Source organism: Xanthomonas indica (assembly GCF_040529045.1).
Classification (GTDB): Bacteria; Pseudomonadota; Gammaproteobacteria; order Xanthomonadales; family Xanthomonadaceae; genus Xanthomonas_A; species Xanthomonas_A indica.
Window position 1 is genome coordinate 2,557,938 of record NZ_CP131914.1, and the last position, 18,270, is coordinate 2,576,207.

Here is an 18,270-nt window from a genome sequence, read left to right on the forward strand (position 1 = left end):
CGAGCCTACTGCAGGTCGCGCAGATCCAGGTTGCGCAGCTTGGGCGCCTTCCAACTGGTAACGCCGACCACGCCTAGCGTCACGCAGCCACCGAGCACCACCGCCGGTACCAGGCCGATCAGTCGCGCCATCACGCCGTCGTAGAACGCGCCCAGCTCGTTCGACGAGCCGATGAAGATGCCGTTGATCGAGGACACGCGGCCGCGCATCGCGTCCGGCGTGGCCAGTTGCAGGATGGTCTGGCGCACGATCACCGAGACGCCGTCGCACATGCCGTAGGCCAGCAGGATCGCCGCGGACAGCCAGAAGTGCCGCGACAGTCCGAAGGCGATGGTGCACAGGCCGAAGCCGGCCACCGCCAGCAGCAGCACGCGTCCGGCGTTGCGCTGCAGCGGGTGCCGCGCGAGCCATACGCCGACCAGGATCGAACCCAGTGCCGGCGCGCCGCGCAGGATGCCCAGGCCTTCCGGACCGTAGTGCAGGATGTCGTGGATGAAGGCCGGCAGCATCGACACCGCGCCGCCCAGCAGCACCGAGAACATGTCCAGGGCCATCGCGCCGAGCATGATCTGGTTGGAGAACACGAATTGCGCACCTTCGGCGATGCTGCGGAAGATCGGCGCGCGCGGGCCTTCGTGGACCGGCTCGGACACGCGCAGCAGCCACAGCGCCAGCAGCGCCGCGGACGAGGCGCCGATGGCGGTGCCGTAGGCCAGGCTCTTGCCGCCCCAGCCGACCAGCAGCCCGCCCAGCGCCGGGCCGATCACCATGCCGGCCTGGAACGCGACGCTGCCGACGCTGGCGCCGCGCGCAAAGGCCTCGCGGGGCAGGACGCGGGCGAACAGCGCGTTGTACACCGGCGACAGGAAGGCGCGTGCGGCGCCGGTCAGCGCGATCGCCGCATAGATCGGCCACACCCCGTGCGCCGACAGCCAGCCGCGGCTCACCGCCAGCAGCACCGCCGCGGTGGCGATCAGGCCGACGCTGGCGAGCATGCCGAGGTAGCGCCGCGGCAGGTGGTCGACCAGGTAGCCGGCAAACGGGGCGATGCAGAAGAACGGCAGGATCTCGGCCAGCCCGATCAGGCCCAGCGAGAACGGATCGCGGGTGATTTCGTAGATGTGCCAGCCGACCGTGACCGCGACGATCTGGTAGGACAGCATTGCCAGGATGCGGTAGGCCAGCACCAGGGCGAAGCCGGGGTGCGCCAGCAGCGTGCGCAAGGTCTGCGGTGGGGTAGGCAGCGGCGCGCTCATGCCTGCTGGGCGCGCGCGGTGTCCTGGATGAAGGCCAGCAGCGCGGCCAGGCCGTTGCTGCGGGTCGGCGACAGGTGCTTGCCCAGGCCGATGGCGGCGACGAAGTCCGGCGCGGTGGCGAGGATGTCCGCGGCGCTGCGCCCGGAATAGACCCGCAGCGCCAAGTAGATCAGCCCGGAGACGATCGCCGAGTCGCTGATCGCATGGAACACCAGGTGTTCGGCATTGCCCTCGGGCACGATCCACACCATCGACTGGCAGCCGTGCAGGCGATGCTCCTCGGTCTTCCAGTGCTCGGGGAAAGCGGGCAGCTTGCGGCCCAGGTCGATCAGGTACTGGTAGCGCTCGGACCAGTCGCCGAAGAAGCCGAATTCCTCGGCGATGGCGGCCTGGGCGTCGGCAGGCGTGGGTTCGAGCGGAAAGTCGGTATCGGTCATCAGCAATCCAAGATCAAGCGATGTAAAGCCCCTCTCCCCCCGGGAGAGAGGGTGGGGTGAGGGTCCGAGCGTAGCCTCGCGAACTGTCCATGCGAGTCGCTTCGCGCCTTACCCTCATCCGCCCCTGCGGGGCACCTTCCCCCCAAAAGGGGGCCGTGGTCCCGAAGGGAGAAGGGAACAGCCGCGCTTCTCCTCACTACGCAGGTTGGTGTTCACCCACGCTTCCAGCGTACGCCCTGTGGCGTGTCCTCCAGGACAATGCCGGCCTCGGCCAGTTCCTGGCGGATGGCGTCGGCGCGGGCGAAGTCGCGGGCCTTCTTGGCGTCGCTGCGGGCGTCGATCAGCGCCTGGATGCGGGCGTCGTCGTCGCTGCCCGCGCCCTGGAACCACACCTGCGGATCCTGCTGCAACAGGCCCAGGGCCAGGCCGGCGCCGAGCAGGTGGCTCTTGGCCTGGCGCAGCGCGTCGGCACGTTGCGCGGCATCGGCAGGGTCGGGGCCGCCGGCCGGTGCCGCTTCGCGCAGCGCCTGCCGCGCCTGTGTCGCCAGGCTCGACAGCACCGACAGCGCCAGCGGCGTATTGAGGTCGTCGTCCAGCGCTTCTTCGATCTCCGCCGGAATGACCGGCGCGGCGTCGATGCCCTGCAGGTCGCGCAGCGTTCCGTACAGGCCGTCGAGCCGGGCGACCTGGGCCTGGATCAGGGCGTCGGACCAGTCCAGCGGCTGCCGGTAGTGCGCGCTGAGCAGCGCGCAGCGCAGGGCCTCTGGCCTATGCCGCTCGATCAGGTCGTGCACGGTCTCGATGTTGCCCAGCGACTTGCTCATCTTGGCGCCGCTGAAGGTCAGCATGCCGTTGTGCAGCCAGACGCGGGCGAAGGTGGCGCCACCGTGGGCGCATTCGCTCTGCGCGATCTCGTTCTCGTGGTGCGGGAACTGCAGGTCGACGCCGCCGGCATGGATGTCGATGGTCTCGCCCAGATGTGCGGCGGCCATCGCCGAGCACTCGATGTGCCAGCCGGGGCGGCCGCGGCCCCACGGCGAGTCCCAGCCGGGGAGGTCGTCGCTGGAGGGCTTCCACAACACGAAGTCGCCTGGGTCGCGCTTGTACGGGGCCACCTCGACGCGGGCGCCGGCCAGCATCTCCTCCGGGTCGCGCCGCGACAGCTTGCCGTAGTCGGCGAAGCTGGCCACCGCGAACAGCACGTGGCCCTCGGCGGCGTAGGCGTGGCCGCTGGCGATCAGCCGCTCGATCATCGCCACGATGTGCGGGATGTGCGCGGTGGCCGCCGGCTCGATGTCCGGCGGGGTCACGCCCAGCGCGGCCATGTCCTGGCGGTAGATGGCGGCGAAGCGGTCGGTGATGGCCGAGATCGGCACGCCCTGCGCCTGCGCGGCGGCGTTGATCTTGTCGTCCACGTCGGTGATGTTGCGGGCGTAGCGCAGCTTGCCGTAGCGGCGCCGCAGCAGCGCCGCCAGCACGTCGAACACCACCGGGCCGCGGGCGTTGCCGATGTGCGCGTAGTTGTAGACGGTGGGGCCGCAGACGTAGAGCGTCGGGCCGGCCACCGGATCGAGCGGTTCGAAGGCGTCGACCCGGCGGGTCAGGTTGTTGTGCAGGCGCAGGCTCATCGGCATCGGCGGTGGGGAAACCGCCCGATTCTACCGGCAGCCGCCCCAGGACGGGCCATCCATTCCCGAGCGCGCCGCGCCGCCGGTGCGCGTGCCGGTAGGGCAACAGCGCTAGGACGCGGCCGTGTCTTCATGCCGGAGCGACGCCGCCGCCACGGGCGCCTCACTCATGTCCGTCGGGGTGGGCTGGCACGCAGACCGCACGGTTTGACCCACGGCCGGTCGGGCGCTGCGCCACGCGGGGGCCGAGCGCCTGGGGATCCGACGCGGGGTGCCCGGAGATGCGGGACGCGTCCTGGCCAGGTGGCGCGGTTGTCGGCTCGCGTTCAGCCCGACGCAAGGCGGCATGCCTACACTCACTGGTCTGCCCTTGCGAAGCCTGCTGCCGATGCGTCCGAACCCGTTGTTGCCGCTGGTCGGCCTCCTTGCCTGCGCCGCCGCGCCGGCCTGGGCGCAGGACTCCGAGGCGCGCAACCGGGTGGTGGTGATCGAGAACGTCAAGCTGGATTACGCCCAGGTGCTGAACGTGGAGCCGGTCTACCAGACCCTGCGCGCCACCCGGACCGAGCAGCAATGCGATCCGGCCCCCGCGCCGGCCCCGGCCGCCCCGGCGCCCAGGCCGGCCGAGGACGACAGCCGCTTCAACCGGCTGATGGATTCGGTGAAGGACATCTTCAGCCGCCGCCACGAGGAGCCGGCCCCGGCGGCCGCGCCGACCACGGCGCCGGCGGGCGGACGCAATTGCCGGATGGTCGAGGTCGGCCGCGAGTTCCGCCGGCCCATCGCCTACGACGTGGACTATGTCTACAAGGGCACCAAGTACCGCTCGCGGCTGCCGGAAGATCCGGGCAACCGGCTGCGCATCCGCGTCTCGGTGGCGCCGTACGTGCCCGATGCGGTGGTGGTGCCGCCACGCTGAGCGCCGCGTGCGCTTGCGCCTGTGGCGTGCGCGTGCGAGGATGCGCGCCGATGAAAGCGAACCTGCCCCAGCACGATCTCAGCGCCGCACGCATGGCCTCGGGCATGACGTCGCGCGCGCGTCGACCGGAATCCCACATTCTCGCTGGGTAACCGGAGCGTCGTGCCGTTCGTTCTGAAAACCCAGCCCGAGGCTGGGTTTTTTCGTTTTCATCGCCCGGAAAAGTTTCACCCGTAAAGAACCAGGCTGTAGAACCTCCCGCGCGTCCCGCGTCCCCACCGCTGCAAAGGATCGATCGATGTCTCTGAAGCACTTCTTGAACACCCAGGACTGGAGCCGCGCCGACCTCGACGCGCTGCTGACCCAGGCGGCGCTGTTCAAGCGCAACCGTCTCGGCAGCGAGCTCAAGGGCAAGTCGATCGCGCTGGTGTTCTTCAACCCGTCCATGCGCACCCGTACCAGTTTCGAGCTGGGCGCGTTCCAGCTGGGCGGCCACGCGGTGGTGCTGCAGCCGGGCAAGGACGCGTGGCCGATCGAGTTCGACCTGGGCACGGTGATGGACGGCGACACCGAGGAGCACATCGCCGAAGTGGCGCGGGTGCTGGGCCGCTACGTCGACCTGATCGGCGTGCGCGCGTTCCCGAAGTTCGTCGACTGGGCCAAGGACCGCGAGGACCTGGTGCTGAAGAGCTTCGCCAAGTACTCGCCGGTGCCGGTGATCAACATGGAGACCATCACCCACCCGTGCCAGGAGCTGGCGCACGCGCTGGCGCTGCAGGAGCACTTCGGCACCCGCGACCTGCGCGGCAAGAAGTACGTGCTGACCTGGACCTACCACCCCAAGCCGCTGAATACCGCGGTGGCCAATTCCGCGCTGACCATCGCCACCCGCCTGGGGATGGACGTGACCCTGCTGTGCCCGACCCCGGACTACGTGCTCGACGAGCGCTACATGGGCTGGGCCGCGCAGAACGTGGAAGAGAGCGGCGGCTCGCTGACCGTCAGCCACGACATCGACAGCGCCTACGCCGGCGCCGACGTGGTCTACGCCAAGAGCTGGGGCGCGCTGCCGTTCTTCGGCAACTGGGGCCCGGAGAAGCCGATCCGCGACCAGTACCAGCACTTCATCGTCGACGAACGCAAGATGGCGCTGACCAACAACGGCGTGTTCTCGCACTGCCTGCCGCTGCGCCGCAACGTCAAGGCCACCGACGCGGTGATGGACTCGCCCAACTGCATCGCCATCGACGAGGCCGAGAACCGCCTGCATGTGCAGAAGGCGATCATGGCGGCGCTTGCTTCGCAAGCGGGAATCGGGAATCGGGAATAGAGAATCGGTACAGCAACAGCGTTAGCCCCCACTTTTACGCGTGATAAGGAAACAACCATGAGCACCGCTTCTACCATTCCCGATTCCCCACTCCCCACTCCCGGCCTCAAGGACATCGTCCTCGCCTTCTCCGGCGGCCTCGACACCAGCTTCTGCATTCCCTACCTGCAGGCCAAGGGCTATGCGGTGCACACGGTGTTCGCCGATACCGGCGGCGTGGATGCCGAGGAGCGCGACTTCATCGAGAAGCGCGCGGCGGAACTGGGCGCGGCCAGCCACGTCACCGTCGATGGCGGCCCGGCGATCTGGGCCGGCTTCGTCAAGCCGTTCGTGTGGGCCGGCGAGGGCTACCAGGGCCAGTATCCGCTGCTGGTGTCCGACCGCTACCTGATCGTCGATGCCGCGCTCAAGCGCGCCGAGGAACTGGGCACCAAGACCATCGCGCACGGCTGCACCGGCATGGGCAACGACCAGGTGCGCTTCGACCTGGCGGTCAAGGCGCTGGGCGACTACGAGATCGTCGCGCCGATCCGCGAGATCCAGAAGGAACACACCCAGACCCGCGCCTACGAGCAGAAGTACCTGGAAGAGCGCGGCTTCGGTGTGCGCGCCAAGCAGCAGGCCTACACCATCAACGAGAACCTGCTCGGCCTGACCATGTCCGGCGGCGAGATCGACCGCTGGGAAGCGCCGGGCGAGGGCGCCCGCGGCTGGTGCGCGCCGCGCAGCGCGTGGCCGACCGAGCCGCTGACGGTGAAGCTGAAGTTCGTGCAGGGCGAGGCGGTCGAGCTCGACGGCAAGGCGCTGCCGGGCGAACAGATCCTGGCCAAGCTCAACAAGCTGTTCGCGCCCTACGGCGTGGGCCGCGGCGTGTACACCGGCGACACCGTGATCGGCCTGAAGGGCCGCATCGTGTTCGAGGCGCCGGGCCTGGTGGCGCTGCTGGCCGCGCACCGCGCGCTGGAGGACGCGGTGCTGACCAAGCAGCAGAACCGTTTCAAGCCGGACGTGGCGCGCAAGTGGGTGGAGCTGGTCTACGAAGGCTTCTACCACGATCCGCTGAAGACCGATCTGGAAGCCTTCCTGAAGTCGTCGCAGGCGATGGTCAACGGCGAAGTGACGCTGGAGACCCGCGGCGGCCGCGTCGACGCGGTGGCGGTGAAGTCGCCGCACCTGCTCAATGCCAAGGGCGCCACCTACGCGCAGTCGGCGGACTGGGGCGTGGCCGAGGCGGAGGGCTTCATCAAGCTGTTCGGGATGAGCTCGACGCTGTACGCGCAGGTCAACCGCTGACGCTTAGAGCCCCTCTCCCTTTGGGAGAGGGGTTGGGGGCGCCGCAGGAAGCCTTCGGAACCGACATGACGAACGCGTCGCCACGCGCCAGCCATGGGGAACTGCTGCAGCATTTGCTCCCATCGTTCGCCATCCGGGCGCGTGGCGACGCGTTCGGCCTGGGCGCTTCTCGACGTGTCGCGAGGCGCCCCTCATCCGCCCCCTTCGGGGACACCTTCTCCCAGTGGGAGAAGGGGGCCACTGCGATGGAACCCATGCACGCACTGCGCATCAGCACCGACAAGCAGGAACTGGATCTGCCGTTGATCCATCGCTTCCTCAGCGAACAGGCCTATTGGAGCCTGGGCATCCCGCTGGACACGGTGCAGCGGGCGATCGCCGGCTCGCTGTGCTTCGGCGGTTATCTCGACGGCGTGGGGCAGGTGGCGTTCGCGCGGACGATCACCGACGGGGCGACGTTCGGCTATCTCGCCGACGTGTTCGTGCTCGACGCCTACCGCGGCCGCGGCTACGCCAAGCAACTGGTGGCGGCGGTGATGGCCCACCCGCAGCTGCAAGGCCTGCGTCGCTTCATGCTCGCCACCTCCGATGCGCATGCGCTGTATGCGCAGTACGGCTTCGCCGCGCCGGCGCGGCCGCAGACGCTGATGGAAGTGCTGCGTCCCGACATCTACCAGGCCGCGGCGACGGCCGCCTGATCCGATCCGCCATGACAGACCTGCTCGAATCCACCCTGACCCACCTGAAAGAACTGGTGTCCTTCGACACCCGCAATCCACCGCGTGCGATCGGGACCGATGGCATCTTCGACTACCTCCGCGCGCAGCTGCCCGGTTTCGCGGTGGAGGTGATCGACCACGGCGCCGGCGCGGTCAGCCTGTATGCGGTGCGTGGCACGCCGAAGTACCTGTTCAACGTGCACCTGGACACGGTGCCGGATTCGCCGCACTGGAGCGCCGATCCGCACGTGATGCGGCGCCTGGACGATCGCGTGGTCGGCCTGGGCGTATGCGACATCAAGGGCGCGGCGGCGGCGCTGCTGGCCGCGGCCAATGCCGGCGACGGCGATGCCGCGTTCCTGTTCTCCAGCGACGAGGAAGCCAACGACCCGCGTTGCATCGCCGCGTTCCTGGCCCGTGGCATCGCCCACGAGGCGGTGCTGGTGGCCGAGCCGACCATGAGCGAGGCGGTGCTGGCACACCGCGGCATCAGTTCGGTGCTGATGCGTTTCGCCGGCCGTGCCGGGCATGCCTCCGGCAAGCAGGACGCCGCGGCCAGCGCGCTGCACCAGGCGATGCGCTGGGGCGGCCGTGCGCTGGACCACGTGGAGTCGCTGGCGCATGCGCGCTTCGGCGGGCTGACCGGGCTGCGCTTCAACATCGGCCGGGTCGAGGGCGGGATCAAGGCCAACATGATCGCGCCGGCGGCGGAGCTGCGCTTCGGCTTCCGCCCGCTGCCGTCGATGGACGTGGACGCGCTGCTGGCGACCTTCGCCGGCTTCGCCGAGCCGGCCGCGGCGCACTTTGAGGAGACCTTCCGCGGGCCGAGTCTGCCCTCCGGCGACATCGCCCGCGCCGAGGACAAGCGCCTGGCCGCGCGCGATGTCGCCGATGCGCTGGAGCTGCCGATCGGCAACGCGGTGGACTTCTGGACCGAGGCCTCGCTGTTCTCCGCCGGCGGCTACACCGCGCTGGTCTATGGCCCGGGCGACATCGCCCAGGCGCACACCGCCGACGAGTTCGTGACGCTGGAGCAACTGCAGCGCTACGCCGCCTCGGTACACCGCATCATCAACGGCGCGCGCTGAGCCGCGCGCCTTCCCACGTCGCCCGGACCGATCCCGCGATCGCGTCCACCCTGGATTCCTTCGGACACCGCCCCACGCCATGCACGCCAACCGCCAAACCCGCCAGACCATCGTGCGCCTGCTCTCGAGCATGGCCAGCGCGAAGGAGATCAGCCAGTACCTCAAGCGCTTCTCGCAACTGGACGCCAAGCGCTTCGCCGTGGTTAAGGTCGGCGGCGCGGTGCTGCGCGACGACCTGGAGGCGCTGACCTCCTCGCTGTCGTTCCTGCAGGAAGTGGGCCTGACCCCGATCGTGCTGCACGGCGCCGGCCCGCAGCTGGACACGGAACTGTCCGCCGCCGGCATCGAGAAGCAGACCGTCAACGGCCTGCGGGTGACCTCGCCGGAAGCGCTGGCGATCGTGCGCCGGGTGTTCCAGGCCTCCAACCTCAAGCTGGTCGAGGCGCTGCAGCAGAACGGCGCGCGCGCCACCTCGATCACCGGCGGCGTGTTCGAGGCGCAGTACCTGGACCGCGACACCTACGGGCTGGTCGGCGAGGTCACCGCGGTGAACCTGGCGCCGATCGAGGCCAGTCTGCAGGCCGGCTCGATCCCGGTGATCACCAGCCTGGGCGAGACCCCCAGCGGGCAGATCCTCAACATCAATGCCGATTTCGCCGCCAACGAACTGGTGCAGGAACTGCAGCCGTACAAGATCATCTTCCTCACCGGTACCGGCGGCCTGCTCGACGAGCGCGGCACGGTGATCGATTCGATCAACCTGTCCACCGAGTACGACCACCTGATCGCGCAGCCGTGGATCCATGGCGGCATGAAGGTGAAGATCGAGCAGATCAAGGACCTGCTGGACCGGCTGCCGCTGGAGTCGTCGGTGTCGATCACGCGTCCGGCCGATCTGGCCAAGGAACTGTTCACCCACAAGGGTTCGGGCACGCTGGTGCGGCGCGGCGAGAAGGTGCTGCGCGCTACGGCGTGGAGCGAGCTGGACCTGCCGCGGCTGAAGACCCTGATCGAATCCAGTTTCGGCCGCACTCTGGTGCCGGACTACTTCGACACCACCAAGCTGCTGCGCGCCTACGTCAGCGAGAACTATCGCACTGCGGTGATCCTGACCGACGAGGGTGGCTATACCTACCTGGACAAGTTCGCCGTGCTTGACGACGCGCAAGGCGAGGGCCTGGGGCGGGCGGTGTGGAACGTGATGCGCGAGGAGACGCCGCAGCTGTTCTGGCGCTCGCGCCACAACAACCAGGTCAACATCTTCTACTACGCCGAGTCCGACGGCTGCTTCAAGCAGGAGAAGTGGAAGGTGTTTTGGTATGGCCTGGACACCTTCGAGCAGATCCAGCACTGCGTGGCGCATTGCGCCACGCGCACGCCGACCCTGCAGGGTTGAGCGACCTTTCGCCTAGGACCGACCCCATGTCCAGCATCGATCCCGAGCTTCCCGACTCCTGGCGCCAGGTGCCGACGCTGCGCGGCCGCCACGTCAGCCTGGAGCCGCTGCAGGCGGTGCACGCCGAGGGCCTGCGCAACGCCGTGCGCGGCAGCGGCCTGGACGCACTGTGGTACACCAATGTGCCGGCGCCGGAGCGCGTGGACGCCTATGTCGCCGCCGCGCTGGAGGTGCAGGCACTGGGCCGGGTGCTGCCGTTCGTGGTGCGCGATGCGCAGGGCGAGATCGTCGGCAGCACGCGCTTCTACGGCCTGGATCCGCAGGTGCCGACGCTGTCGATCGGCTACACCTGGTATGCGCCGCGTGTGCAGCGCAGCGGCCTGAACACCGAGGCCAAGCTGCTGTTGCTCGGGCATGCCTTCGACACGCTCGGCTGCCTCAGCGTGGTGTTCGAGACCAGTTGGTTCAATCACGCCTCGCGCACCGCGATCGCACGGCTGGGGGCCAAGCAGGACGGCGTGCTGCGCAACCACAAGCGCCACGCCGACGGCACCCCGCGCGACACCGTCATCTTCTCCATCATCGATACGGAATGGGCCGGGGTGAAACGCCACCTGCAGTTCCGCCTGGATTCGCACGCATGAGCATTCCCGTTTATTCCATCGGCATCGTCGGCGCCCGCGGCCACACCGGCGCCGAACTGATCCGCCTGATCGCCGCGCATCCGCAGTTGCGCCTGGCGTTCCTGTCCTCGCGCGAGCTGGACGGGCAGCGCGTCGATGCGCACCACGACGCCTACCAGGGCGAGTTGCGCTACGAGAACCTCGATCCCGAGGCGGTGGCGGCCAAGCGCGCCGACGTGGTGGTGCTGGCGCTGCCCAACGGCAAGGCCGCGCCCTACGTGGCGGCGCTGGACGCCGCGGTCGTCGCCGGTGCGGCCGATCCGATCGTGGTCGACCTGTCCGCCGACTACCGCTTCGACCCGGCCTGGTACTACGGCCTGCCAGAACTGACCCGCGCGCGCTATGCCGGGCAGCGCCGCATCAGCAATCCCGGCTGCTACGCGACCGCGATGCAGCTGGCAATCGCGCCGCTGCGCGAGCAGCTCGCCGGCCCGCCGCAGTGCTTCGGCGTCTCCGGCTATTCCGGCGCCGGCACCACGCCGTCGGACAAGAACAACCCCGCGCTGCTGCACGACAACCTGATGCCGTACGCGCTGACCGACCACATGCACGAGCGCGAGGTGTCCGCGCAGCTCGGCGTGCCGGTGGAATTCATGCCGCATGTAGCGCCGCATTTCCGCGGCATCACCATGACCGTGAACCTCTGGCTGCAGCAGCCGCTGAAGCGGGAGGCGGTGCAGCAGCTGTATCGCGCCCGCTATGCGGATGAGCCGCTGATCGAGGTAGTCGACGAGGCGCCGTGGGTCAGCCGCATCGCCGGCCGCCACGGCGTGCAGCTCGGCGGCTTCACCCTGGCCCCGGGCAACAAGCGGCTGGTGCTGGTGGCGACGCTGGACAACCTGCTCAAGGGCGCGGCGACGCAGGCGATGCAGAACCTCAACCTGGCGCTGGGCGTGGACGAACTGACGTCGATCCCCCGGATGGACGCTCAGGAGTAGGGCGCCACGTCAGCACGGCATCCACCACCGCCGCAGCCTGCCGCCTTTCCGAATCCCCATTCCCCAATCCCCATTCCCGGCTTCCCAATGACCAACCTCCTCTGGCAAAAACCCGGCGTCGCCGTCGACACGCAGATCCAGGCGTTCCTGGCCGGCGACGACGTGCTCCTGGACCGCGAGTTCTTCCTGCACGACATCGCCGCCAGCGGCGCGCACGCCGAAGGCCTGCAGCGCATCGGCATCCTGTCCGCGGACGAACTGGCCGGGCTGCAGCGCGAGCTGGCGGTGCTGGCCGAGGATTTCCGCAGCGGCGCGTTCGTGCTGGATGCGCGCTTCGAGGACGGCCACTCGGCGATCGAGGCGCGGCTGACCGAGCGCCTGGGCGATGCCGGGCGCAAGATCCACACCGGGCGCAGCCGAAACGACCAGATCCTGGTCGCCACCCGGCTGTGGCTGAAGGACAAGCTGGCGCGCCTGGCGCAATCGAGCGCCGAGATCGCCAAGGTGGCGCTGGACCGCGCCCAGGCCGAGCGCGACCTGCCGGTGCCCGGCTACACCCACATCCAGCGCGCCGTGGTGTCCTCGGCCGGCATGTGGTGGGCGGGCTGGGCCGAGGCCTTCATCGACGATGCCGTGCGCGCACGCGACACCCTGCGCCTGGTCGACTGCAATCCGCTCGGCACCGCCGCCGGCTACGGCGTCAACCTGCCGCTGGACCGCGTCCACACCACCGCCGCGCTGGGCTTCGCGCGCCTGCAAGTCAGCCCGATCTACGCGCAACTGTCGCGCGGCAAGTTCGAGATGGCCGCGCTGGAAGCGCTGGGCAGTGCCACCCTGGACCTGCGCCGCCTGGCCTGGGACCTGTCGCTGTTCACCAGCGGCGAGTTCGGCTTCGTCGCGCTGCCGGCGCAGTACACCACCGGCAGCTCGATCATGCCCAACAAGCGCAATCCCGACGTGATCGAGCTGATGCGCGCCACCCACGCCAGCGTGGCCGCGGCGCGCACCGAGATCGAACAACTGCTGTCGCTGCCGTCGGGCTATCACCGCGACCTGCAGAGCAGCAAGGGCGCGATCTTCCATGGTTTCGGCCGCGGCCTGGCCGCGCTGGAATTGCTGCCGGCGCTGCTGGCCAACCTGGAGTGGCGCGAGGACAGGCTGCGCGCGGCGATCGATTCGGGCATGTACGCCACCGACGTGGCGGTGGAAGCCGCGGTGGCCGGCGTGCCGTTCCGCGAGGCCTACCAGGCCGCCGCCGCGTCCGCCGACAGCGCGGGGCAGGGGCGTACGCCGGAAGGCAGCCTGGCCGCGCGGGTGTCGCCCGGCGCCGCCGCCGATCTGCGCCTGGCCGAGCTGCAGGCGCGTTGGCAGGCGCTGGGCGGCTGATTCCTGGGAGACGCCTCGGCCTCGCGCCTTGTCCTGTGGGAGGGGCTTCAGCCCCGACGCCTCAGCGCGAACGCGCCGGAGCTGAAGCCCCTCCCACACACAGCATTCGCTGCGACGCCGACCATTCAAACCGATTGCAGAAGGAACGCCGTACGATGAAGTACTACCTGGTCCTGGCGATGCGCAACCCCAACTTCGACGAGAGTGTGGTCGCCCCGCACCTGGCCTTCCTCGACGACCTGCGCGCACGCGGCTTGCTGGCGCTGACCGGCGGCTTCAGCGACCGCAGCGGCGGCGCCTACTTGCTGCAGGGCGTGGACGACCTGGCGCAGGCGCAGGCGATCGTCGCTGCCGATCCGCTGGCGATCCAGGGCTGCTCCGACCTCACCGTGCACGAATGGAACACGCGCTGATCCCATGACCTCGCAGACCCCATCGTCCTTCGTCGAGCAAGCGCTGCCGCCGTGGCGGCGCGCGGTGCTCAAGGTCGGCAGCAGCCTGCTGGCCGCCGACGGGGGCGGGCTCACGCCACGCTTCGCGCTGGGCCTGGCGCAGTTCGTCTCGGCCAACCTGGCGGCCGGGCGCGAACTGGTGATCGTGTCCTCCGGCGCGGTCGCCGCCGGGCGCGCCATCGTGCCCAAGGCCGCCGAAGCCGGCGCGGCCCTGGCGGCGCGGCAGGCGCTGGCCGCGCTCGGCCAAGCGCAACTGATCGCGCTGTGGCAGCGTTTCTTCGAACGGCCGGTGGCGCAGGTGCTGCTGACCCACGACGACCTGCGCAACCGCCGCCGCTACCTCAACGCGCGCGCCACCCTGGGCGAGCTGTTGCGGCTGGGTGCGCTGCCGGTGGTCAACGAGAACGACACCGTCTCGGTGGACGAACTCAAGCTCGGCGACAACGACAACCTGGCCGCGATCGTCGCCGCCCTGGTCGATGCCGATGCGCTGTTCATCGCCACCGACATCGACGGCCTGTACACCGCCGACCCGCGTCGCGATCCGCAGGCGCAGCCGCTGCACGAGGTGCAGGAACTGAGCGCGGCGGTGCTGGCGATGGCCGGCGGCAGCGGCAGCGGCGTGGGCACCGGCGGCATGCGCACCAAGCTGGAGGCCGCGGCCAAGGCCGGTGCCGCCGGCATCGAGACCTATCTGTTCAACGGCCGCAGCGCCGAGGTGGTGCGCGGCCTGGCCCAGGACCGCCTGCGCGGCACCCGCATCCATGCCGCGCGCACCCGCATCGCCGCGCGCAAGTACTGGTTGCGCCACGTGCCGGTGGAGCCGGGGGCGATCCTGGTCGATGCCGGCGCTGCGGCCGCCCTGCTCGACAAGGGCGCCTCGCTGCTGCCGGGCGGCGTCGCCGGCGCGGTGGGCGAGTTCCGCCGCGGCGACATGGTCGAGGTGCGCCTGCGCGACGCCGCCGGCGAGCGCTGTCTGGCGCGCGGGGTCAGCCAGTACGCGGCGGTGGACATCCGCCGCATCGCCGGCCGCCACTCGCGCGACATCGAGGCGATCCTGGGCTACAACTACGGCGAGAACGTGATCCATCGGGACGATCTGGTGGTGCTGCGGGAATCGGGAATGGGGAATGGGGAATCGGCCTGAGTGCGCCAGCCCCGTGCCGTCCGCGATGGCGCCGCGCATCGCGCCGCAACGCCGACACCCGCGTGTCGCGTCTCGCGCTCGCCGTCTCTGATGTCCCGGCGCCGCGCGTAGCCTTTTCGAATCCCGAATCCCGAATCCCGAATCCCGAATCCAGCCATCGGAGCCCCCAATGACCTCCATCCGCACCCAGGCCCTGCACTGCCGCGATGCCGCGCAAGCGCTGGCGCAGTTGTCGTCCTCGGCCAAACAGGAACTCCTGGAGGCGATGGCGGCGGCGCTGGAAGTGGATGCGGAGGTGATCCTCGCCGCCAATGTGCGCGATCTGGCCGCGGCGCGGGCCAAGGAGGTCGGCAGTGCGATGCTGGATCGCCTGGCGCTGGACCGCAAGCGCCTGGACGGCATCGCCGCGGCGCTGCGCGAGGTGGCGGCCTTGCCGGATCCGGTGGGGCAGGTCACCCGCGACGACGTGCGCCCCAATGGCATCCGCGTGCAGAAGATCCGCGTGCCGCTGGGCGTGGTGGCGATGATCTACGAGGCGCGGCCCAACGTCACCGCCGATGCCGCGGCGCTGTGCATCAAGGCCGGCAACGGGGTGATCCTGCGTGGCGGTTCCGAAGCGATCCACTCCAACACCGCCATCGCCGCGGCCTTGCGCCGGGCATTGCGCGAGGCCGGCATCGGCGAGGCCGCGCTGACCCTGGTCGAAGACCTGCGCCGCGAGACCATGCTGGAGCTGCTGCAGCTCCACGACATCGTCGACCTGGCGATCCCGCGCGGCGGCGAGGGCCTGATCCGCTTCGTCGCCGAACATGCGCGGGTGCCGGTGATCAAGCACTACAAGGGCGTGTGCCATCTGTTCGTCGATGCCTCGGCCGACCTGGACCTGGCGGTGAAGCTGCTCCTCGACGGCAAGACCACGCGCCCGGCCGCCTGCAATTCCCTGGAGACGCTGCTGGTGCACGCCGACGTGGCCGCGCGCTTCCTGCCGCTGGCGGCGCAGGCGCTGCGCGAGCGCGGCGTCGCCCTGCGCGGCGATGCCGCCACCCGCGCCCTGCTGCCAGACATCGACAGTGCCAGCGACGACGACTACGCCGCCGAATACCTGGACCTGATCCTGGCGATCGCGGTGGTGCCGGACCTGGACGCGGCGATCGCGCACATCCGCCGCTACGGCTCGGACCATACCGAGGTGATCGCGACCGGCGATCCCGCCAACGCCGAGGCCTTCGTGCAGGCGCTGCGCGCGGCGGTGGTGATGGTCAACGCCTCCTCGCGCTTCTCCGACGGCGGCGAACTCGGCCTGGGCGCGGAGATCGGCATCTCCACCACGCGCCTGCACGCCTACGGCCCGATGGGCCTTGAAGCGCTGACGGTGGAGCGCTTCGTGGTGCGCGGCGAAGGGCAGGTCCGGCACTGACATGGCGTGTGGTCACGCGGCCAACAGCCACGTGGCCAGCGTCGTGTTCGTGGCGGCGATGGGGCCGGGCGTCGGCCTGGGCTGAGCGACCCGGACGGAAGCGCGCGGCGCCCCTGCATGGCGTGGCGGCGGCCATGCGCGACCGACGACCCAGCCTTTGTCACTTGCCGAGCGAGGCGCCGTCGCCTAGCGTCGCGGATTCGCCTCCTTTCGGGATCCAACGCCCATGCGCCGCCTCGCTCCCTGCCTGCTCGCCGCTGCCATCGCCATCGCCACTGTCGGCACCGCGTTCGCCCAGACCGCGCCGATGACCCCGGACATCACCGGCAAGCCGTTCGTGGCGCCGACCGCGGCCAACGACTACATCAAGCGCGAGGTGATGATCCCGATGCGCGACGGGGTCAAGCTGCACACGGTGATCGTGCTGCCCAAGGGCGCGCACGGCGCGCCGATCCTGTTGACCCGCACGCCCTACGACGCCAGCGGCCGCGCCAGCCGGCTGGCCTCGCCGCACATGCGCGATCTGCTGCCGCAGGGCGACGAGGTGTTCGTCGATGGCGGCTATATCCGCGTGTTCCAGGACATCCGCGGCAAGTACGGTTCCGAGGGCGATTACGTGGTGACCCGGCCGCTGCGCGGGCCGCTCAATCCGACCAAGGTCGACCACGCCACCGATGCCTGGGACACCATCGACTGGCTGGTCAAGCACGTGCCCGAATCCAACGGCAAGGTCGGCATGATCGGCTCGTCCTATGAGGGCTTCACCGTGGTGATGGCGCTGGCCGATCCGCATCCGGCGCTGAAGGTGGCCGCGCCGGAAAGCCCGATGATCGACGGCTGGATGGGCGACGACTGGCTCAACTACGGCGCCTTCCGCCAGGTCAACCTGGATTACTTCACCGGGCAGATGACCCGGCGCGGCAAGGGCGAGGGCATTCCGCGCCAGGGCTACGACGACTACAGCAACTTCCTGCGTGCCGGCTCGGCCGGCGACTACGCCAAGGCCGCCGGACTGGAGCAGTTGCCGTGGTGGCGCAAGCTCACCGAGCACCCGGCCTACGATGCGTTCTGGCAGGAGCAGGCGCTGGACAAGGTGATGGCGCGCACCCCGCTGAAGGTGCCGACGATGTGGCTGCAGGGGCTGTGGGACCAGGAAGACATGTGGGGCGCGATCCACAGCTACGAGGCCATGGAGCCGCGCGATACCGGCAACGACAAGAACTACCTGGTGATGGGGCCGTGGCGGCATAGCCAGGTCAACTACGAGGGCGCCTCGCTGGGCGCATTGCAGTTCGACGGCGACACCGCGCTGCAGTTCCGCCGCGACGTGCTCAAGCCGTTCTTCGACCAGTACCTGGTCGACGGCGCGCCCAAGGCCGACACGCCGCCGGTGCTGATCTACGACACCGGGGCCAACCACTGGGACCGCCTGCAGCGCTGGCCGCTCAGTTGCGCGCAGGGTTGCCCGGCGCAGAGCAAGCCGCTGTACCTGGAGGCCGGCGGCCGCGTCTCGTTCGAGGCGCCCAAGGCCGGGCAGGGCGAGTACACCGAGTACGTGTCCGACCCGGCCAAGCCGGTGCCGTTCGTGCCGCGCCCGGTGGTGTTCGGCGACCGCGACATGTGGACCACCTGGCTGGTGCACGACCAGCGCTTCGTCGACGGCCGCCCGGACGTGCTGACCTTCGTCAGCGAGCCGCTGCAGGCGCCGCTGCGCATCGCCGGCGCGCCGGAAGTGCATCTGCAGGCGTCCACCAGCGGCAGCGACAGCGACTGGGTGGTGAAGCTGATCGATGTCTACCCGGACCAGATGGCCTCCGAGCCGAAGCTGGGCGGCTACGAGCTGCCGGTGTCGCTGGCGATCTTCCGCGGCCGCTACCGCGAGAGCTTCGAGCATCCGGCGCCGCTGACCCCGAACCAGCCGCTGGCCTACCGCTTCGGCCTGCCCACCGCCAACCACACCTTCGAGCGCGGCCACCGGATCATGGTGCAGGTGCAATCCACGCTGTTCCCGCTCTACGACCGCAACCCGCAGACCTACGTGCCGAACATCTACTTCGCCAAGCCGGGCGATTACCAGAAGGCAACGCAGCGGATCTGGCACACGCCGCAGCAAACCAGTTTCATCAGTCTGCCGGTGTACTGAGCGAAGTGGACGCCGGCGCATGGTGCGCCGGCGTGTGG

The 18,270-nt window shown here is 69.7% G+C and carries 16 protein-coding genes; 13 read left to right on the forward strand and 3 right to left on the reverse strand.

Annotation, left to right across the window (positions count from 1 at the left end; genetic code table 11):
- Nucleotides 1–5: 5 nt before the first annotated feature.
- From Q7W82_RS11050 to cysS, 3 genes are all read right to left on the reverse strand, one after another.
- A complete protein-coding gene (locus tag Q7W82_RS11050) occupies nucleotides 6–1,256 on the reverse strand; it encodes an MFS transporter (protein ID WP_242159804.1) in 1,251 nt (416 codons plus the stop codon).
- Entirely contained in the window at nucleotides 1,253–1,693 is a 441-nt protein-coding gene (locus tag Q7W82_RS11055) for a SufE family protein (RefSeq protein ID WP_242159805.1), read from the reverse strand. The genes Q7W82_RS11050 and Q7W82_RS11055 overlap by 4 nt, the downstream gene beginning before the upstream one ends.
- Before the next feature lie 212 nt (nucleotides 1,694–1,905).
- A complete protein-coding gene (gene cysS / locus Q7W82_RS11060) occupies nucleotides 1,906–3,321 on the reverse strand; it encodes a cysteine--tRNA ligase (RefSeq protein WP_242159806.1) in 1,416 nt (471 codons plus the stop codon).
- Between the two features lie 388 nt (nucleotides 3,322–3,709).
- Here cysS and Q7W82_RS11065 point away from each other — a divergent pair, with 388 nt between their 5' ends.
- The 13 genes from Q7W82_RS11065 (at nucleotide 3,710) to Q7W82_RS11125 (ending at nucleotide 18,232) form a co-directional block, all read left to right on the forward strand.
- Nucleotides 3,710–4,240 carry a hypothetical protein gene (locus tag Q7W82_RS11065; RefSeq protein ID WP_242159943.1) on the forward strand — a complete coding sequence of 177 codons (531 nt, stop codon included), beginning with the start codon at nucleotides 3,710–3,712 and terminating at the stop codon, nucleotides 4,238–4,240.
- A gap of 298 nt (nucleotides 4,241–4,538) precedes the next feature.
- Nucleotides 4,539–5,570, forward strand: coding sequence for an N-acetylornithine carbamoyltransferase (locus Q7W82_RS11070; protein WP_242159807.1), 1,032 nt, complete (start codon nucleotides 4,539–4,541; stop codon nucleotides 5,568–5,570).
- A gap of 57 nt (nucleotides 5,571–5,627) precedes the next feature.
- Nucleotides 5,628–6,863, forward strand: a complete 1,236-nt coding sequence (locus tag Q7W82_RS11075) for an argininosuccinate synthase (protein WP_017912497.1) — start codon at nucleotides 5,628–5,630, stop codon at nucleotides 6,861–6,863.
- Nucleotides 6,864–7,108: 245 nt separating this feature from the next.
- Entirely contained in the window at nucleotides 7,109–7,561 is a 453-nt protein-coding gene (locus Q7W82_RS11080) for a GNAT family N-acetyltransferase (protein WP_242159808.1), read from the forward strand.
- An 11-nt stretch (nucleotides 7,562–7,572) separates the two neighbouring features.
- A complete protein-coding gene (locus Q7W82_RS11085; RefSeq protein ID WP_242159809.1) occupies nucleotides 7,573–8,670 on the forward strand; it encodes an acetylornithine deacetylase in 1,098 nt (365 codons plus the stop codon).
- Nucleotides 8,671–8,749: 79 nt separating this feature from the next.
- Nucleotides 8,750–10,066 carry an acetylglutamate kinase gene (locus Q7W82_RS11090; protein ID WP_242159810.1) on the forward strand — a complete coding sequence of 439 codons (1,317 nt, stop codon included), beginning with the start codon at nucleotides 8,750–8,752 and terminating at the stop codon, nucleotides 10,064–10,066.
- 26 nt (nucleotides 10,067–10,092) lie between these two features.
- Nucleotides 10,093–10,710 (forward strand): GNAT family protein, encoded by a 618-nt coding sequence (locus Q7W82_RS11095; RefSeq protein ID WP_242159811.1) that lies wholly within the window; start codon nucleotides 10,093–10,095, stop codon nucleotides 10,708–10,710.
- Complete coding sequence (argC, locus tag Q7W82_RS11100) at nucleotides 10,707–11,687, forward strand: N-acetyl-gamma-glutamyl-phosphate reductase (protein WP_242159812.1); 981 nt, start codon at nucleotides 10,707–10,709, stop codon at nucleotides 11,685–11,687. Before Q7W82_RS11095 ends, argC begins: the two co-directional genes overlap by 4 nt.
- An 87-nt stretch (nucleotides 11,688–11,774) precedes the next feature.
- Complete coding sequence (gene argH / locus Q7W82_RS11105; RefSeq protein ID WP_242159813.1) at nucleotides 11,775–13,073, forward strand: argininosuccinate lyase; 1,299 nt, start codon at nucleotides 11,775–11,777, stop codon at nucleotides 13,071–13,073.
- 155 nt (nucleotides 13,074–13,228) lie between these two features.
- Nucleotides 13,229–13,486 carry a YciI family protein gene (locus Q7W82_RS11110; RefSeq protein ID WP_160947330.1) on the forward strand — a complete coding sequence of 86 codons (258 nt, stop codon included), beginning with the start codon at nucleotides 13,229–13,231 and terminating at the stop codon, nucleotides 13,484–13,486.
- A 4-nt stretch (nucleotides 13,487–13,490) separates the two neighbouring features.
- On the forward strand, nucleotides 13,491–14,672 hold the full coding sequence (gene proB, locus Q7W82_RS11115; protein WP_242159814.1) for a glutamate 5-kinase: 1,182 nt from the start codon (nucleotides 13,491–13,493) through the stop codon (nucleotides 14,670–14,672).
- A 169-nt stretch (nucleotides 14,673–14,841) separates the two neighbouring features.
- A complete protein-coding gene (locus Q7W82_RS11120) occupies nucleotides 14,842–16,089 on the forward strand; it encodes a glutamate-5-semialdehyde dehydrogenase (RefSeq protein ID WP_242159815.1) in 1,248 nt (415 codons plus the stop codon).
- A 226-nt stretch (nucleotides 16,090–16,315) separates the two neighbouring features.
- Nucleotides 16,316–18,232, forward strand: a complete 1,917-nt coding sequence (locus Q7W82_RS11125) for a CocE/NonD family hydrolase (protein WP_242159816.1) — start codon at nucleotides 16,316–16,318, stop codon at nucleotides 18,230–18,232.
- Nucleotides 18,233–18,270 lie beyond the last annotated feature (38 nt).

What these genes read in the sequence shown, in the direction of transcription:
- Q7W82_RS11050 (WP_242159804.1), bottom strand. Translation starts at nt 1,256, where the DNA reads ATGAGCGCGCCGCTGCCTACCCCACCGCAGACCTTGCGCACGCTGCTG.
- Q7W82_RS11055 (WP_242159805.1), bottom strand. Translation starts at nt 1,693, where the DNA reads ATGACCGATACCGACTTTCCGCTCGAACCCACGCCTGCCGACGCCCAG.
- cysS (WP_242159806.1), bottom strand. Translation starts at nt 3,321, where the DNA reads ATGAGCCTGCGCCTGCACAACAACCTGACCCGCCGGGTCGACGCCTTC.
- Q7W82_RS11065 (WP_242159943.1), top strand. Translation starts at nt 3,710, where the DNA reads ATGCGTCCGAACCCGTTGTTGCCGCTGGTCGGCCTCCTTGCCTGCGCC.
- Q7W82_RS11070 (WP_242159807.1), top strand. Translation starts at nt 4,539, where the DNA reads ATGTCTCTGAAGCACTTCTTGAACACCCAGGACTGGAGCCGCGCCGAC.
- Q7W82_RS11075 (WP_017912497.1), top strand. Translation starts at nt 5,628, where the DNA reads ATGAGCACCGCTTCTACCATTCCCGATTCCCCACTCCCCACTCCCGGC.
- Q7W82_RS11080 (WP_242159808.1), top strand. Translation starts at nt 7,109, where the DNA reads ATGGAACCCATGCACGCACTGCGCATCAGCACCGACAAGCAGGAACTG.
- Q7W82_RS11085 (WP_242159809.1), top strand. Translation starts at nt 7,573, where the DNA reads ATGACAGACCTGCTCGAATCCACCCTGACCCACCTGAAAGAACTGGTG.
- Q7W82_RS11090 (WP_242159810.1), top strand. Translation starts at nt 8,750, where the DNA reads ATGCACGCCAACCGCCAAACCCGCCAGACCATCGTGCGCCTGCTCTCG.
- Q7W82_RS11095 (WP_242159811.1), top strand. Translation starts at nt 10,093, where the DNA reads ATGTCCAGCATCGATCCCGAGCTTCCCGACTCCTGGCGCCAGGTGCCG.
- argC (WP_242159812.1), top strand. Translation starts at nt 10,707, where the DNA reads ATGAGCATTCCCGTTTATTCCATCGGCATCGTCGGCGCCCGCGGCCAC.
- argH (WP_242159813.1), top strand. Translation starts at nt 11,775, where the DNA reads ATGACCAACCTCCTCTGGCAAAAACCCGGCGTCGCCGTCGACACGCAG.
- Q7W82_RS11110 (WP_160947330.1), top strand. Translation starts at nt 13,229, where the DNA reads ATGAAGTACTACCTGGTCCTGGCGATGCGCAACCCCAACTTCGACGAG.
- proB (WP_242159814.1), top strand. Translation starts at nt 13,491, where the DNA reads ATGACCTCGCAGACCCCATCGTCCTTCGTCGAGCAAGCGCTGCCGCCG.
- Q7W82_RS11120 (WP_242159815.1), top strand. Translation starts at nt 14,842, where the DNA reads ATGACCTCCATCCGCACCCAGGCCCTGCACTGCCGCGATGCCGCGCAA.
- Q7W82_RS11125 (WP_242159816.1), top strand. Translation starts at nt 16,316, where the DNA reads ATGCGCCGCCTCGCTCCCTGCCTGCTCGCCGCTGCCATCGCCATCGCC.